This window comes from Streptomyces sp. AM6-12 (genome assembly GCF_044327085.1).
Lineage (GTDB): Bacteria > Actinomycetota > Actinomycetes > Streptomycetales > Streptomycetaceae > Streptomyces.
On the sequence record NZ_JBIQWN010000001.1, the window covers coordinates 2602132 to 2617920 of the forward strand.

13 protein-coding genes and 1 pseudogene are annotated in these 15789 nt (G+C 74.2%); 5 read left to right on the forward strand and 9 right to left on the reverse strand.

Features of this window, described 5'->3' with window-relative positions; all coding sequences use genetic code 11:
- Window positions 1-75 precede the first annotated feature (75 nt).
- The 8 genes and pseudogenes from moeZ to ACE4Q9_RS11585 form a co-directional block, all read right to left on the reverse strand.
- On the reverse strand, window positions 76-1254 hold the full coding sequence (moeZ, locus tag ACE4Q9_RS11550; RefSeq protein WP_397984153.1) for an adenylyltransferase/sulfurtransferase MoeZ: 1179 nt from the start codon (window positions 1252-1254) through the stop codon (window positions 76-78).
- Between the two features lie 63 nt (window positions 1255-1317).
- Window positions 1318-2097 carry a spherulation-specific family 4 protein gene (locus ACE4Q9_RS11555; protein WP_397984154.1) on the reverse strand — a complete coding sequence of 260 codons (780 nt, stop codon included), beginning with the start codon at window positions 2095-2097 and terminating at the stop codon, window positions 1318-1320.
- Entirely contained in the window at window positions 2085-3044 is a 960-nt protein-coding gene (locus ACE4Q9_RS11560) for an NAD-dependent epimerase/dehydratase family protein (protein WP_397984155.1), read from the reverse strand. Before ACE4Q9_RS11560 ends, ACE4Q9_RS11555 begins: the two co-directional genes overlap by 13 nt.
- A 91-nt stretch (window positions 3045-3135) precedes the next feature.
- Window positions 3136-4290 carry a hypothetical protein gene (locus tag ACE4Q9_RS11565; RefSeq protein WP_397984156.1) on the reverse strand — a complete coding sequence of 385 codons (1155 nt, stop codon included), beginning with the start codon at window positions 4288-4290 and terminating at the stop codon, window positions 3136-3138.
- A gap of 527 nt (window positions 4291-4817) precedes the next feature.
- Window positions 4818-6488: a DUF3492 domain-containing protein gene (locus ACE4Q9_RS11570; RefSeq protein WP_397984157.1), complete on the reverse strand. Its 1671-nt coding sequence runs from the start codon at window positions 6486-6488 to the stop codon at window positions 4818-4820.
- Window positions 6489-6738: 250 nt separating this feature from the next.
- Window positions 6739-7316: pseudogene (locus tag ACE4Q9_RS11575) on the reverse strand (ATP-binding cassette domain-containing protein); the annotation flags it as partial.
- Between the two features lie 19 nt (window positions 7317-7335).
- Window positions 7336-8772 (reverse strand): DUF3152 domain-containing protein, encoded by a 1437-nt coding sequence (locus ACE4Q9_RS11580; RefSeq protein WP_397984158.1) that lies wholly within the window; start codon window positions 8770-8772, stop codon window positions 7336-7338.
- A gap of 8 nt (window positions 8773-8780) precedes the next feature.
- Window positions 8781-9839, reverse strand: a complete 1059-nt coding sequence (locus tag ACE4Q9_RS11585; protein WP_397984159.1) for an alpha/beta fold hydrolase — start codon at window positions 9837-9839, stop codon at window positions 8781-8783.
- A 200-nt stretch (window positions 9840-10039) separates the two neighbouring features.
- Between ACE4Q9_RS11585 and ACE4Q9_RS11590 the strand changes: the two genes are divergently transcribed.
- From ACE4Q9_RS11590 to ACE4Q9_RS11605, 4 genes are all read left to right on the forward strand, one after another.
- Window positions 10040-10264 (forward strand): hypothetical protein, encoded by a 225-nt coding sequence (locus tag ACE4Q9_RS11590; protein WP_397984160.1) that lies wholly within the window; start codon window positions 10040-10042, stop codon window positions 10262-10264.
- Between the two features lie 132 nt (window positions 10265-10396).
- On the forward strand, window positions 10397-11038 hold the full coding sequence (locus tag ACE4Q9_RS11595) for a TetR/AcrR family transcriptional regulator (RefSeq protein ID WP_397984161.1): 642 nt from the start codon (window positions 10397-10399) through the stop codon (window positions 11036-11038).
- 142 nt (window positions 11039-11180) lie between these two features.
- On the forward strand, window positions 11181-11408 hold the full coding sequence (locus ACE4Q9_RS11600) for a DUF3107 domain-containing protein (protein ID WP_397984162.1): 228 nt from the start codon (window positions 11181-11183) through the stop codon (window positions 11406-11408).
- A gap of 171 nt (window positions 11409-11579) precedes the next feature.
- The gene (locus ACE4Q9_RS11605) at window positions 11580-11843 is read left to right on the forward strand and encodes a hypothetical protein (protein ID WP_397984163.1); all 264 of its coding nucleotides are present in this window, start codon (window positions 11580-11582) and stop codon (window positions 11841-11843) included.
- Between the two features lie 129 nt (window positions 11844-11972).
- Here ACE4Q9_RS11605 and ACE4Q9_RS11610 read toward each other — a convergent pair whose 3' ends face one another.
- Complete coding sequence (locus tag ACE4Q9_RS11610) at window positions 11973-12716, reverse strand: ferritin-like fold-containing protein (protein WP_397984164.1); 744 nt, start codon at window positions 12714-12716, stop codon at window positions 11973-11975.
- Between the two features lie 504 nt (window positions 12717-13220).
- Between ACE4Q9_RS11610 and ACE4Q9_RS11615 the strand changes: the two genes are divergently transcribed.
- Window positions 13221-15776: a DEAD/DEAH box helicase gene (locus ACE4Q9_RS11615; protein WP_397984165.1), complete on the forward strand. Its 2556-nt coding sequence runs from the start codon at window positions 13221-13223 to the stop codon at window positions 15774-15776.
- The last annotated feature ends 13 nt before the right edge of the window (window positions 15777-15789 follow it).

The following is a 15789-nucleotide window of genomic DNA, read 5'->3' on the forward strand; positions in this document are numbered from 1 at the left end:
GGGTGGACCGGGGGCGGCAAAAAGCCCGCGGCCCTGAACTCGGTTCAGGGCCGCGGGCTTTGGAGCGGAGGCCGGTCAGTAGACCGGCTTGTGCGGTTCGATCTGGTTGACCCAGCCGATGACGCCGCCGCCGACATGGACGGCGTCGGAGAAGCCCGCGGACTTCAGGACCGCGAGGACTTCCGCACTGCGGACACCCGTCTTGCAGTGCAAGACGATCTTCTTGTCCTGGGGCAGCGACTCCAGGGCGGTGCCCATGAGGAACTCGTTCTTCGGGATCAGCCGGGCGCCCGGAATGGAGACGATCTCGTACTCGTTCGGCTCGCGGACGTCGATGATCTCGATGTTCTCGCCGTCGTCGATCCACTCCTTGAGCTGCTTGGGAGTGATCGTCGAACCGGCCGCCGCCTCCTGCGCCTCCTCGGAGACGACGCCGCAGAAGGCCTCGTAGTCGATGAGCTCGGTGACGGTCGGGTTCTCGCCGCAGACCGCGCAGTTCGGGTCCTTGCGGACCTTGACCTGGCGGTACTGCATCTCCAGGGCGTCGTAGATCATCAGCCGGCCGACCAGCGGCTCGCCGATGCCCGCGAGCAGCTTGATGGCCTCGTTGACCTGGATGGAGCCGATCGACGCGCACAGCACGCCGAGCACGCCGCCCTCGGCGCAGGAGGGGACCATGCCCGGCGGCGGGGGCTCCGGGTACAGGCAGCGGTAGCAGGGGCCGTGCTCGGACCAGAAGACCGAGGCCTGGCCGTCGAAGCGGTAGATCGAACCCCAGACGTACGGCTTGTTCAGCAGCACACAGGCGTCGTTGACCAGGTAGCGGGTGGCGAAGTTGTCCGTGCCGTCCACGATCAGGTCGTACTGACGGAAGATGTCCATCACGTTCTCGGCTTCGAGCCGCTCCTCGTGAAGGACCACGTTGACGTAAGGGTTGATGCCCTTGACGGTGTCACGTGCCGACTCCGCCTTGGAGCGGCCGATGTCGGACTGGCTGTGGATGATCTGGCGCTGGAGGTTCGACTCGTCGACCTCGTCGAACTCCACGATGCCGAGCGTGCCGACGCCCGCCGCGGCCAGGTACATCAGCGCGGGCGAGCCGAGGCCGCCGGCGCCCACGCACAGCACCTTGGCGTTCTTCAGCCGCTTCTGCCCGTCCATGCCCACATCGGGGATGATCAGGTGGCGGGAGTACCTGCGGACCTCGTCTACGGTGAGCTCGGCAGCCGGCTCGACCAGGGGTGGCAGCGACACGGGGACTCCGTTGGTCGGTCAATCACTACGTTTGTTCTCCCCGTAACACTGCCACGCCCTTCTTCATTCCGAGACACCTGTTCCGAGGCGCGAGACGATCTCGTCCCAGTAGCCGGGCATCGCCTCCCAGGGCTCTCCGGAGGTCCGGCCTCGGGTGCGGTCCGTGAAGTAGATGGTGGCCGCGCCCTGCCAGCGCGCGATGCGCAGCGCCTCCTCCAGGTGCCCGCGCGGCACGCCGTGCACGAAGTGGCAGAACCGCTCGGGCGGATGGTCGGCCGTCCACTCCGCGACCTGCGACCAGCGGTAGTCGGACCAGGAGCCCGAGAAGGTCACCAGCTGGTCGGCGTAGTCGGCGTAGCCCGGATGCGGGTGGCTGCCGTGGCCGAGGACGAGGTGGGCGGTGCCGGTGACCTCCCGCAGGTCCGCGAGCACTCCGCGCACCCCGTCGAGTTCGGCGCGGCCGAGGGGGCAGCGGTCGAGGAGGAAGCCGTCGACCCGGTACCAGTCGAGGTAGCGGTGAGCATCGCGGACCAGGTCGGCACGGGCGCGGACGCCCCGCGCGAGGTCGAGCCGGCCGAGGACGCGGACGCCTGCCTGGTGCAGCGGGTCCACCGCCTGGAGGCAGTTCGGGTCGGGCCGCGCGCCGGGGCCGCCGGCCACATCCAGCACCACCCAGTCCAGCGGGGTGCCGGGACGGGCGAGCGCGGTCCACTGGGCGGGGGCGACGAGGGGGTGGGCGAAACCGGGAACGCCGAGCGCGGTGCGTACGGCGGTGCCGGTGGCGCCGGCCGGGCCCCCGGCGGTACCGCTCGCGCCGGCGGCGCCCCCGGTCAGATGCGGCATGCCGCCTCCATCCAGATGTCGGCCAGGGACTCCTCCAGGTTGATGCGCGGACGCCAGCCGAGACGGTCGCGCGCGGTGCGCACATCGGCCTGCTGCCAGCCGCCGCAGCCGTCCGGGTAAGGGAAGGCCGCGGGGGCCGTGTGCTCCGCCTCGGCCCTGGGGTGGCCGAGGGCGCCGCGGGGCGCGCCGGGCGGGGCGTCGAGTTCGTGCAGCGCGCCGCCGTATCCGGCCACGCGGGCGAGCACTCCGGCGGCGTCCCGCAGGCGTACGGCACGGCCCGAGCCGATGTTGATCACGCCCTGCGCGGCGGAGAGCGAGGCGGCGTGCACGGCGCGGGCGACGTCGCGTACGTCCACGAAATCGCGCTGCACACCGAGTCCGGCGAGCTTCAGCTCCCCGTCGCCGGACTGCATCGCGCGGCGCATCGCCTCGGCGAGCCGGCCGAGCGGGGAGCCGGCCGGGGTGCCGGGGCCGCAGGGCGAGAAGACGCGCAGCACCACGGCGTCCAGGCCGGAGCCGAGGACGAGTTCGGTGGCGGCGAGCTTGCTGACGCCGTACGGGCCGCCGGGCCGCGGTACCGCGTCCTCGGCCGTGGACGAGCCGGGCTGGCTGGGCCCGTACTCCGCCCCGCACCCGATCTGCACGAGCCGGGCGCCGCAGCCGCTGCGCCGCAGCGCCTCGCACACGGTGGCCACGGCGACGGTGTTGTGCCGGGTCAGCTCGCGGGCGCCGCCACGGGTGGCGCCGGCGCAGTTGATGACGACGCCGGGGTGCACCGCCCCCAGGAACCGGGTGAGCGCGCCGGGGCTGCCGGTGGCGAGGTCGAACCGGACGTCCGCGTCGTCGCCCCGCCCGAGCGCGGTGAGCTGGACGGCGGGATCGGCGAGCAGCCGCTCGGCCACGAACCGGCCGAGGTAGCCATTGGCTCCGATCAGCAGGACCCTCATCGGGCGGCTCCCTGGGTGAGGGGTTCGGTGGACATCTGGAGGTCTCCTTCAAGGGGTGGTGCTGGTGGTTCGGTACGGCGCGGAAGGGCGCTTACTCGGGTGCTCCGGTGGGTGCGTGGGCCGAGGCGCGGGTGAGGGTGCGGCCGGCGTGCAGCAGCAGGGTCAGCGCCGCGATGCCGCAGGTGAGCGCCGGTACGGCGGGCTCGCCGAGGGTGTCCGTGAGGGTGCGGACCGGAGTCGCGAGGAAGCCCAGGTGGGGCAGTCGCCCGGCGAGGGGCAGCGCGAGGGCCGCCGCCTGTGTGACCGCGGCGGCGCCGAGGACGAGGGCGGGGGCGCGCCGGTGCCGGTGCGTGATGAGCAGGCGGGCGAGCAGGAGCAGGGCGCCGAGGGTGAGCGCCTGCGGGCAGGCCGCGGGTTCGCCGAGGACCTTGCCGCACGCCAGGAGCAGCGCGGCGAGCGCGCCGAGGTACAGGGCGAACGTGCCGAGCAACAGGGGGCGCACGGCGGCCGTGAAGTCTCCGAGCCCCCGGCTGCCGGCGAGCCTGCGCCGGGCGCCCGCGGTGAGGAGGTGCGCGCACCAGGCCGCCGGCGCGGGGGAGAGGGTGAGGGCGAGCGCGGGCGCGGTGGCGGTGGGCCAGGCGCCGCCGGGTGCGCCGTCGGGGAGCGCGTCGGGGCCGCCGGTGAGCACGTTGTGCAGCAGGCCGTCGCCGAACAGGGCGTAGCCGAGCAGCCAGAGGGTGCATGCGGCGAGGCGTGGGCCATGGGCTCCGCGGCGCGCGGCGAGGGGCCCGGTGCGCAGGGCGACGCGGGTCGCGAGGGCTACGGCGACGATGCCGGCGACGGCCACGAGCAGCCGCGGCTGCCCCTGCGTGAGCCGCGTCCCGGCCACGGTGCCCGCCGCGGCGAGCCCTGGCAGCAGGCTCGCCAGGGCCCACTTCGCGCCGGCTCGGGGCACGGGCAGCGACGGCTCCGGCTGGGGTCCCACGGCGCGCGGCACCCGCGCGTACAGCTCCTCCGCGAGCGAGAAGACATCCCGGTGCCGGAACCGCGCCGCCGTCCGGTCGGTGATCCCCTCCGCCTCCAGCCCGGCCGCGATCTCCAGCGCGTCGACGGCCCGCTCGCACAGGTCACGGTGCCGGTGCAGCAACGCCTTGACGGGGTCGCCGGAGGGGCGGCGGGGGGCGGGTGTGGGGGGCTTGGCCGCGGAGGTACGGGGCTCGCCGGCACGGTGCTTGGAAAGGGACACCCCGGAACCGGAGGGCACACGCACCGACCCCGAGCCCACCGAGACGTCCGGCCAGCCCGCGGAGACCTCACCCGAACGCGATCCCTCAGCAGAGGAGACCCCACCCGAACGGAGTGGTTCCGCAGGGGAATCGACGGGGGACGCCCCAGCGCCGGGCGCGGAGGACAGGTGCTCCGAGACATCCGAGGCATCCGGCCAGCCTCCGGAAGCCCCGCCCCCGTGCGGCAGCCTCTCGGGAATGTCGACGCGATCCGTCGCGGTCGTCGTCTCCGGCCACTCCCCCGCCCCAGAACCCGCCCCGGTCGAGGTCCACTTCCCCTGCCCCGAACCCGCACCGGTCAAGGCGCGCTCCCCCACCGCCGAAGCCACCCCTGCCGAGGTCTCCCCCCGCCCCGAATGCGTCCCGGCCGAAGTCCGCTCCCCGTCTCCCGGCCCCGTCCCAGCCGACCTCCGCCGGCCCGTCTCCGTCGAGGGTCCCACGCCCGCTCCCCACGGCGCCCCGCCGCTCGGCATTCTCGGTGTGTCGCTCATCGGGCGGGCTCCGTCGTGGGGAGGGCCCAGGTGGGGGTGGCGGGCCAGTGGGCGGGGACGTGGGATTCGGCGGGAGCGGCGAAGGGCAGCGGCGCGCCGGACGCGTCGAGGAGGTCGCGGCGGACCGGGCAGTGCGAGACGATCTCCAGGTAAATGCCGTGGAAGGCCGCGACGTTCTGCTCGACGGTGAACAGCTCCAGCGCTCGGGCCCGCGCCGCCGCACCGAGGCGCGCACGGCGCTCGGGGTCGCGCAGCAGCGCCACGCACGCATCGGCGAGCGCCCGCGGATTGCGCGGGGGCACGACCAGTCCCGTACCGCCGATGACCTCCACCACCGCGCCGACGTCCGTCGAAACGGTCGCCCGGCCGCAGAACATGGCCTCGATGAGCCCGGTCGGAAACCCCTCCACCACGCTGGAGAGCACGACGACGGCGCCGGCGGCGTACACCTCGGGCAGCGTGGGCGCGTCCGGGCCGCCGAGCTCCTCGAAGGACACCGGGTTGCAGCCGACCGCGTGCGCCCCCTCCGCCTCGTCCGGAAAGAGCTGGGCCGCGAGCGCCCGGCAGTGCCCGAGGTACGCCGGCCCCTCGGGTCCGTCCGGCGAACCGACGACGCGCAGCCGGGCGCCGGGCGCGCGCCTGCGCACCTCGGCGAAGGCGTGCAGCAGCGAGGCCAGGTCCTTGGCGGGTGCCACGCGCCCGACCCAGACCAGGGTGTCCGGGTCCGCGCGGTCCGGTGACTCGCCGGCCTCGGCGAAGCCGTCGGCCGCCATGCCGGGGTAGACGGTGCGGATCCTGGCCCGGTCCGCGCCGCACCGCTCCTGCCAGCGGCGGGCGTGCGCGTTGCCCGGGGTGAGGATCTCGGCGCGGCGGTAGACCTCGGTGGCGAGCCGCCCGTGGAAGGCGGCGAGCAGGGCGCGCACGGCGGGCGTGGCGCCGGGCCCGCGCTCCAGGTAGTGCGCCCGCAGCTGGACGCCGTACTCGGTGACCAGCAGCGGCACCCCGTGGAAGTGCCGGGCGAGCAGTCCGGGCAGGGCGGTGGGGCCGCCGGAGGTGGCGTGGCAGAGGTCGGCCGCGCCGAGCGCGTCGTCGCCGTACCAGTCGAGGGAGAGGGGGCGCAGGGCGCGTTCGAGGTGAGCGGTGACGGTGAGCAGGTCGGCCACGCGCGCCTCGCGCGCCGTGCGCGGCGCACCGGGCGCGCGGCAGGCGCGCTCCAGGGTGCGCACGCCGAGGTCGGAGCGGAGCGCCGCGCCGAGTCCGCCCTCCGCGCGGGCGAGTTCGGCGAGCCCGTACAGGGCGTTGGCGAAACGGTCCGCCACCGCACCGGCGGCGCTGTGGTCCACGGCCGTAACCCCTTGGCCGGCGTCCGCCGCCGTGCACACCGCGGCGGTCAGTTCGGCGTAGTGCTCGGTGAAGCGCCGGCGTGCGCGCCGCCCGTATCCGACCGGGCCACCGTCGCCGTCCGCCGTCCACAGCGGTGCCGTACGGACGCGGGTCACCTGGGGCGGGAGCGGGAGCAGGCCCTGTTCCTCCTGGCGCCTGCTGCGGCTGAGCGCGTAGAGGTCGAACTCGTGCTGCCCGAGCCCGCGCACCAGCCGGTCGCACCAGAGGCCGGCGTCGCCGCCCACGAAGGGATAGCCGCCCTCGGTCAGCAGTCCCGTGCGCACGCGCGCACCCCCGATCTTCCTCCTGGTCGGCCGCCGTTGGTCCCGGCGGCTCACAGCGGGACGAACGTAAGCGGACAAGAGGGCGGCGCGACGGACGGTTGTCCGTCGCGCCACCAAAAGGGGTGAACGCGCGTGACTTTCCCGTGCGAACCGCGTTTTGTCGCGCTAGGCGTTCACGCGGGTACGAAACGTCACGCTGGGCGCGTTGTCACACGGCCGCCGGTGCGTGGCGCGCCGCGCGGCGCTCGGCGGGGCCGTACTCGACCAGCCGGCCCCGGCGCATCACCGCGAGCCGGTCGCCGACCTGGCGGACGACGGCGAGGTCGTGCGCGATGAAGACCAGCGCGAGGCCGAGCCCCCGCTGCAACTCGCCGAGGAGGGCGACCACTTGGCTCTGGGTGGTGACGTCGAGCGCGGTGGTGGGCTCGTCGGCGATCAGCAGACGGGGTGCGCAGGCCCGCGCCATGGCGATGAGCGCGCGCTGGCGCATTCCGCCTCTGAACTCGTGCGGGCGCGAGCGGGCGCGCCGGGCGGCGTCCGGGATGCCCACGCGGTCCAGACCTCGACGGCACGCGCGCGGGCGGCGCGGCCCGAGGCGCGGGTGTGCGCCCGGTACACCTCGGCGATCTGGTCGCCGATGGCGTAGCAGGGGTCGAGCGAGGGCAGCGGGTCCTGGAAGACGATGGCGGCCCTGGCGCCGCGCAGCCGCCGCAGGCCCAGCAGGGCGCCCGCGACCGTGGACTTGCCGGAGCCGGACTCGCCGACCAGGGCCGGCGCGCCGCCCTCGGTCAGGCGTACAGCACGTCCGGCCCGGCGGCTCACGTCAATGTGACATAAGCGCGGGTCGTCAACTCTTGGGATACGGCCAGGCGTTGGGCAGGCAGTGGATCCCGTCGTGGTCGAGGAACTTGGTCTGCTGCTGCATGACCGGCGCGAGTTCCCCGTCCTTCTGGCAGGTGACGTGGTTGTGACCGAGCCGGTGGCCGACCTCATGGTTGATCAGCATTTGCCGGTACATATGGATCTTGTCGCCGTATGTCTTGCTTCCTTGAGCCCATCGGTACGCATTGATCATCACGCGCTGGGTGGCGGCCGAGTCGCAGGAGACGTTGTCCTCGGTGGTGTCCAGGCCGGACTTGGCGCACCAGGTGGCGGTGGTGCCGGGGCTGGCCAGGGTGATCACGAAGTCGGGTTTGCCGGAGGAGATCCGCTCGAAGGTACGGGTGCCGCCGTGTCCCCAGCTCCGGTCGTCGTTCAGCGTCTTCTGCACGGCCTCGGCGAACAGCGCGCCGTCCAGGCCGAGCCCCTGCTCGATGTCGACCCGGTAGCGGTACTTCCGGCCGGTGCCGGGCGCCTTGTCGAAGCCGGGGACGGTGTCGAACGACCCGGACGCCTTGAGGGTCGCGCTCAGCGGATACGTACGGTCCATCTTCTGCTCGTACGTCAACGGCGCCACGCTCGGCTTCGCGGAGGACCCGGCGTGCGCGCCGGCGCCCTGGTCCGGCGCGGAGTGCCCGGCCGCCGCGCCTCCGCCGCGCCCCTCGGTCACCTGCCCGGCGACGACCACCGCGAGCACGGTGGTGACGGCGGCCGCGGCGATCCCGGTGAAGGCCCGCCCCTTGTTCCCGCGCTGCGCGGGCGGGACCGCCTTGTCCGCACCGGTGCCGGAGGCGGCACCGGGTGTCTCAGCCGCCGGCTCCGGTTCCCCGGCCGGCCGCTCCTTCGTACGGACGCCACCCGGCCGGCCACCGCCGCCGTCGAAGGCGTCCAGGTAGTCCTGCCGCGGCCCGCGCCCGCCGGGGCCGACGGGACCGGCAGGGCCGACGGCACCGGGAGGGCTGGCAGGGCCGGCGGGTGACGCCTGCCGCTGCCGGGGCAGTACGGCCCCGTGCGCACCGGACCCGGCCCGCGCCGGGAACTCCCCCCAGCCGCCGCCGGGTTCCCGCTGCTCGGGATGCCCACCGCGCGCGGCACCCGCGCCGGGGCCACGCGGGGCGCCGTGCGCGGTAGCGCCGGCGGAGAGCCCCGGAACACCACGGGCGGGCGTGCCTTCGGGCAGGCGCGGGACACCACGGGCGGGGGTTCCGGCCGGTGTCCCCCCGGACGCGCGCGGCGCGCCCCGCCCCGCCGCCTGCTCCGCAGACCCCGGCCCACCGCGGCCCGGCACTCCCGGCGCGCCGCGGCCCGGCGCGTCCCGCTCGCTCCTCGCCGCTGTCTCCGCTGTCTCCGGACCCGTGTCCTGCGCGGCCGGTTTGACCGGCCCCCGGCGGCTGTGGCGTCCCACGGTGTCCTTCAGCTCCCCGCTTCCGTACCCTCGGCGGCCGTCCGGCCGCCCGTGTCCGTGCCCTCGTCGTCCGTACCGCCGTCGCCCGCGCCGCCCGCCTCCGTGCCGCCGTCCCCCTCGGCCTGCGCCAGCAGCTCACGGAAGGCCCGCGCCACCACGCCCGGATACTCCATCATCGCCACGTGCCCGGCGTCCGGCAGGGTCAGCAGCCGGGAGTCGCGGAAGGAGCGGGCGGCCTTGCGCGCCATGCGGTAGCCGACGAGCTGGTCCCGGCCGCCGTAGACGAGCAGGGTCGGCGCGAGCACGCGCTCGGCCTGCCGCCACAGCCCGTGCTGCCCGCCGAGCGTGTACGCGTTGACGATGCCGCGCGCCGAGCGGGCCATCGCGTCCCAGAAGTACGGCAGTTGCAACCGCCGCTCCAGCTCCTCGACGGCCTGCCGGAACGCCTCCGGCGTCACCTGGCCGGGGTCGCCGTAACAGAGCCCCATGACGCCGCGCACCCGCTGCTCGGCCGTCCAGTCCTTGCTCATCCGGGTGAAGAGGGCGGCGATGCCGGGCACGCCGAGCAGCCCGGTCGGCACCGCGGTGCGCTGGATCCGCAGCTCCGGCAGCGCGGGCGAGATCAGCGTGAGGGTGCGCACCAGGTCGGGGCGTACGGCGGCCACCCGTGTGGTCACCGCGCCGCCGAGCGAGTTGCCGAAGAGGTGGACGGGGCCGTGTCCGGCGGCGTCCAGGTAGCGGATGACGGCCCGCGCGTGCCCGGTGACGGAGTAGTCGCCGTCGTCCGGGGGCGGGGAGTCGCCGAAGCCCGGCAGGTCGAGCGCCTCGCCGGCCACGACGCCGTCCAGCTCGGCCATCAGGTCCGACCAGTTCTGCGAGGAGCCGCCGAGCCCGTGGACGTACAGGGCGCGCGGCAGGCCCGCGCGCGCGGACGGCCGGTAGCGCACCGTCAGGGTGACCCCCGGCAGGCCCACCGTCCGCAGCCGCTCCCCCTCGCCGACCCGGACGGGCGCCACCCGAGGGAGCACACTGGCGGCCGGCGCGGAGGGCGACTCGGTGGAAGACATGCGGGCAATGTTACGAGGTGATCACACCGGCTTTCGTGTGTTCGCCGTCACAGAATGAGCCGTTCCGTCGCGGACAACCGGGGGCGGACGGGCGCACACGGCATGGCGTCCGGATCGGCCGTCTCCTAGGCTCGTACACAGGGCACCCGCGTGTGGCCCCTGCCGTGCCCCCGGGGACGTTCGTAGGAAGGGAGCCCATCATGGCCCAGGACCCGACCGAGCCCGACACCATCGAGGAGCTGGACGAGGACACGGCCCCCGAGCTGGGTGTCGAGGAGCCGGAAGTGGACGCCGTCGAGCAGCAGGCCGATGTCCGGCCCGAGCGCGACGACCCGCTGCCGGCGGAGAAGCAGGACCGGGCGAACGAGGCCGACCTGGCGGAACAGGCGCGCGTGGTCGCGCTCGACGAGGACGACTACCGCTGATCGCCCGCGCGACTCGGCTTTCGCCGCCGTCCGGTACGTGAAATTCTGCGTTCGCACCGCGCACACCACGGTTACCGAAAAGTACGATGGCCACGCGGTCGACACCGCATGTGGACGACATTGGGAGGCGGCGTGACAGCCATCGAGCAAACAGAGGCAGCACGCCCACGCGGCACCCGGCTGCCGCGCCGAGCCCGACGGAACCAGTTGCTGGGCGCGGCCCAGGAGGTCTTCGTCGCACAGGGCTACCACGCCGCGGCGATGGACGACATCGCCGAGCGGGCCGGCGTGAGCAAGCCGGTGCTCTACCAGCACTTCCCGGGCAAGCTCGACCTCTACCTCGCGCTGCTGGACCAGCACTGCGAGGCGCTGATCCAGTCGGTGCGCGGCGCGCTGGCGTCGACGACCGACAACAAGCAGCGCGTGCGGGCGACCATGGACGCCTACTTCGCCTATGTGGAGGACGACGGCGGCGCCTTCCGGCTGGTCTTCGAGTCCGACCTGACGAACGAGCCGGCCGTGCGTGAGCGCGTCGACAAGGTGACCACCGAGTGCGCCGAGGCGATCTGCGACGTCATCGCGGAGGACACCGGCCTGTCCCGCGCGGAGTCCATGCTGCTCGCCTCGGGCCTCGGCGGGCTCGCCCAAGTGGTGGCCCGTTCCTGGCTGCACAGCGACCGCAGCGTGCCGCGCGACCACGCGGTGCAGCTGCTGGCCTCGCTCGCCTGGCGCGGCATCGCGGGCTTCCCGCTGCACGGCAACGAGCACCACTGAGCCGGGTCACGGCGTTCATTCCCGGACGGTGTTCGCTGTTGGCGTTCCCGGCCGGCGGCGTGCGCGTCCCCTCACCGGGCTAATGTGTGCTGGTACGGCGCGGAAGATCGCGCACATCACTGACCGTCGGAGGGACAAAGCCGTGGAGGTCAAGATCGGCGTGCAGCACGCGCCCCGCGAGATCGTTCTGGAGAGCGGTCAGAGCGTCGAGGAGATCGAGCGTCTGGTGTCCGACGCCCTGGCCGGGAAGACGCAGCTGCTGTCCCTCGAGGACGAGAAGGGCCGCAAGGTCATGGTGCCGACGGACCGGCTGGCGTACGTGGAGCTCGGCGCGCCGACCGTGCGCAAGGTGGGCTTCGGCGCGCTGTAGCCCGGTTGTGTCAAGGGCCCGGCGGCATTCGGCCGCCGGGCCCTTGTGCTGAGCGGATTCGCGCACAGAAACGACACAACTCCGCCATAGCGGAGGATTGCAGTCCGCAGGTCAGGGGTAAGACGGGCTACGACCGTTCAAGGCAGACCGGCCGTGGGAGGGACCCCCGTCATGATCCTGGAAGCACTCGGCACCGCCGTGCTCGGTCTCCTGCTCGCCTGGGCGGCGACCGCCCGCCTCGCCCACCGCCTCCCGAACCGCCCCCTGGTCTACTCGACCGGCACCGCGGGCGCCCTGCTGGGCGACTTCGTCACCCACAGCGCCCTGGGCCCGGGCTTCACCCTGATCCCCGTCCTGGGCGCGGCGATCATCTCGGCGGCCTCCCTGTCCCTGCTCCTGCGCCCGTCAAGGGCCCGCCGCTCCCTGACGGCGTAAGCGGATGCGCCCCGAGGGGGCGCGGGGCCCTGTTCGATATGTGCGGCTCCGCCGTGTGGGCGCGACGAGCCACGACGCACCGGCAGCCGCGCAACTGCCCCTGACCGCGCCCCACGGAGCGCCCCCTTCTCAGGCTGCGAGGCCCAGCGCAGCCATCCGCTTCGTGTGCGCCTCCGTGATCCGTGTGAACATCCGCCCCACCTCGGCCAGATCGAAGCCGTCGGCCACCCCGCCCACGAGCATCGTGGACAGCGCGTCCCGGTCCGCCACCACCCGCTGCGACTGCGACAGCGCCTCGCCCATCAGCCGCCGGGCCCACAGCGCGAGCCGCCCGCCGACCCGCGGGTCGGCGTCGATCGCGGCCCGCACCTTCTCCACCGCGAACTCCGCGTGCCCGGTGTCGTCGAGCACCGCGAGCACCAGCTCCCGCGTGTCGGTGTCGAGCCGCGCCGCCACCTCCCGGTAGAAGTCGCTCGCGATCGAGTCGCCGACGTACGCCTTGACCAGGCCCTCCAGCCAGTCCGAAGGCGCCGTCTGCCGGTGGAAGCCGTCCAGCGCGGCGACGAACGGGTCCATCGCAGCCGTCGGGTCCTCGCCGATCTCCGTCAGCCGGTCCCGCAGCCGCTCGAAGTGGTGGAACTCCGCCGAGGCCATCTTCGCCAGCTCGGACTTGTCACCGAGAGTGGGCGCCAGCTTCGCGTCCTCCGCGAGCCGCTCGAACGCCGCGAGCTCTCCATAGGCGAGCGCCCCGAGCAGATCCACGACGGCGGCGCGGTAGTGCGGCTCGGCGGCGGCCTGCGCCCAGTCCTGCGCGGCGACACCGGTCGGTACGGGGGCGGCGGACGCGTTCTCAGGCTTGTCAGAGCTAGTCATGAGGCGCACAATAGCCCGCTTGGCGCCCCCCTCAAGCCCCCGGCCGACCACTGTGACCGCGACTACGTGACCGAATCGGCCATCGCGTGTGCGCGAATCCGAGGTATGGTGGTAATGCGCCTGGGAGTGCGTCGACGGTGTTCGACGTGTTCCGACAGGGCGCACGCATGAGGATGCCCGGTCGGTGGCCCGATCGGCTCCGACCCGACAGACCTCCGTGGCCGTACGGCTCAGTACGTACGACGACCGGAGGGACACCCTCAGCGGTACGAGCGCTAGAGCGTCGGCAGAGGTCCCGTGTCTTACGGCTTGCCTTGACAGGTTCGCCCGTACGGCAGCCGACGTCCCCGGCACGGTCAGTCATGACCCCCGCGCTCGCCTCGCACCGCGCCACACAGAAGAGGCAGCACCCTGACTACGACGTTTCGAGACCTTGGGATTCTCCCCGAGACCGCCGAGGCCCTGGAGGCCGTCGGCATCGTCAATCCCTTCCCCATCCAGGAGATGACGCTCCCCGTCGCCCTTTCCGGCACGGACGTCATCGGCCAGGCCAAGACCGGCACCGGCAAGACGCTGGGCTTCGGCCTCCCCCTCCTCGAGCGCGTGACCGTCCCCGCCGATGTCGAGGCCGGACGCGCCACCCCCGACGACCTCACCGACGCCCCGCAGGCGCTGGTCGTCGTCCCCACCCGCGAGCTGTGCACGCAGGTCACCAACGACCTCCAGACGGCCGGCAAGGTCCGTAACGTGCGGGTGCTGGCGATCTACGGCGGCCGGGCCTACGAGCCCCAGGTCGAGGCCCTGCAGAGGGGCGTCGACGTCGTCGTCGGCACTCCGGGCCGGCTGCTCGACCTCGCGGGCCAGAAGAAGCTCGACCTGAAGCACGTCAAGAGCCTGGTCCTCGACGAGGCCGACGAGATGCTCGACCTGGGCTTCCTGCCCGACGTCGAGAAGATCATCGCCATGCTCCCGGTCAAGCGCCAGACCATGCTGTTCTCGGCGACCATGCCGGGCGCGGTCATCGGCCTCGCCCGCCGCTACATGTCCCGGCCCACGCACATCCGCGCCACCGCGCCGGACGACGAGGGCGCGACGGTCGCGAACATCAAGCAGTTCGTCTACCGCGGCCACTCCATGGACAAGCCGGAGATGATCGCGCGCATCCTTCAGGCCGAGGGTCGCGGGCTCGCGATGATCTTCTGCCGCACCAAGCGTACGGCCGCCGACATCGCCGAGCAGCTCCAGCGCCGCGGGTTCGCCTCCGGCGCGGTCCACGGCGACCTCGGCCAGGGCGCCCGCGAGCAGGCGCTGCGCGCGTTCCGCAACGGCAAGGTCGACGTCCTGGTCTGCACCGACGTGGCCGCGCGCGGCATCGACGTCGAGGGCGTCACGCACGTCATCAACTACCAGTCCCCCGAGGACGAGAAGACGTACCTGCACCGCGTCGGCCGCACCGGCCGCGCGGGCGCCAAGGGTACGGCGATCACGTTCGTGGACTGGGACGACATCCCGCGCTGGCAGCTGATCAACAAGGCGCTGGACCTGGGCTTCAACGACCCGGTGGAGACGTACTCCACCTCCCCGCACCTGTTCTCCGACCTCGGCATCCCCGAGGGCACCAAGGGCATCCTGCCGCGTTCGGAGCGGACCCGTGCCGGGCTGGACGCGGAGGAGGTCGAGGACCTGGGCGAGACCGGCGGACGCGGCGCCCGCGGCCGTGACCGTGACCGTGGCCGCGGTGGTCGAGGCGACCGCAATGACCGCCATGAGCGGGCCGAGGCCCCCGCCGCCGAGCGCGAGCGTCCGGCGCGCACCCCGCGCCGTCGCCGTCGTACCCGTGGCGGCGCCCCGCTGGACGCGGCCGCGCAGGCACCGGCGACGCAGGCACCGGCCGCCGAGTCCGCGTCCGTCTCCGTGGAGGAGTCGGCGACGCGCACCCCGCGCCGCCGTCGCCGCACCCGTGCCGGCGCCCAGGCTCCGGCCGCGGTGACGCCGGCCGCCGAGGCGCCGCAGGAGGCGCCCGTGGCCGCCCCGGCGGAGGTCGCGGAGGCCGTGGAGAAGCCGCGTCGCCGCCGTACCCGCAAGACCGCGGAGCCCGTGGCGACGGAGACCGCCGTTGTGGAGGCCGCCGTCGTGGAGGCCCCGGCGCCGGCCCCGGCCGTCGTCGCGGAGCCCGAGGCGGAGGCCAAGCCGCGCCGCCGCACCCGCAAGGCGGCCGAGCCGGTCGCCGAGGCCGCGACGGACACCGCCGAGGTCGCGGAGGCCAAGCCGCGCCGCACGCGGAAGACCGCCGCAGCCGTCGAGGCGACCGAGGACACCGAGGCCACCCCGCGCCGCCGCACCCGCAAGGCCACCGAGCCGGTCGCCGAGGCAGAGACCACCGAGTCCGAGCCCAAGGCGCGCCGTACGCGCAAGGCGGCCACCACGGAGACGGACGCGGCCGAGCCCGAGGCCAAGCCGCGCCGCACCCGCAAGACCGCCGCCGCCAAGCCGGAGACCGACGCCCCCGAGGCCGAGGCCAAACCCCGCCGCACCCGCAAGACCGCGGCCAAGGCCGAGACCGCAACGGACACCACCGAGGCCGCGGAGGCCAAGCCGCGCCGCACGCGGAAGACCGCCACCGCCGCCGAGGCAGCAGCCACCGAGTCCGAGCCCAAGGCGCGCCGCACCCGCAAGACGGTCGCCACGGAGACGGACGCGGCCGAGCCCGAGGCCAAGCCGCGCCGCACCCGCAAGACCGCCGCGGCCAAGCCGGAGACCGACGCCCCCGAGGCCGAGGCCAAACCCCGCCGCACCCGCAAGACCGCGGCGGAGCCGGAGGCCGCGACGGACACCGCCGAGGCCGCGGAGGCCAAGCCGCGCCGCACGCGGAAGACCGCCGCCGCCGTGGAAACGGCCGACGGGGCCGAGGCCGCCGCTCCGAAGGCGCGGCGGACCCGTAAGGCCGTCGCCGAGACGGCCACCGCGGAGATCCCGGCGCAGGCCACCGGCGAGCCGGAGGCCAAGCCGCGCCGCCGTACCCGCAAGGCGACGGCCGCCGCGGAGGCCCCGGAAGCCTGATCCGGCGCCGCCC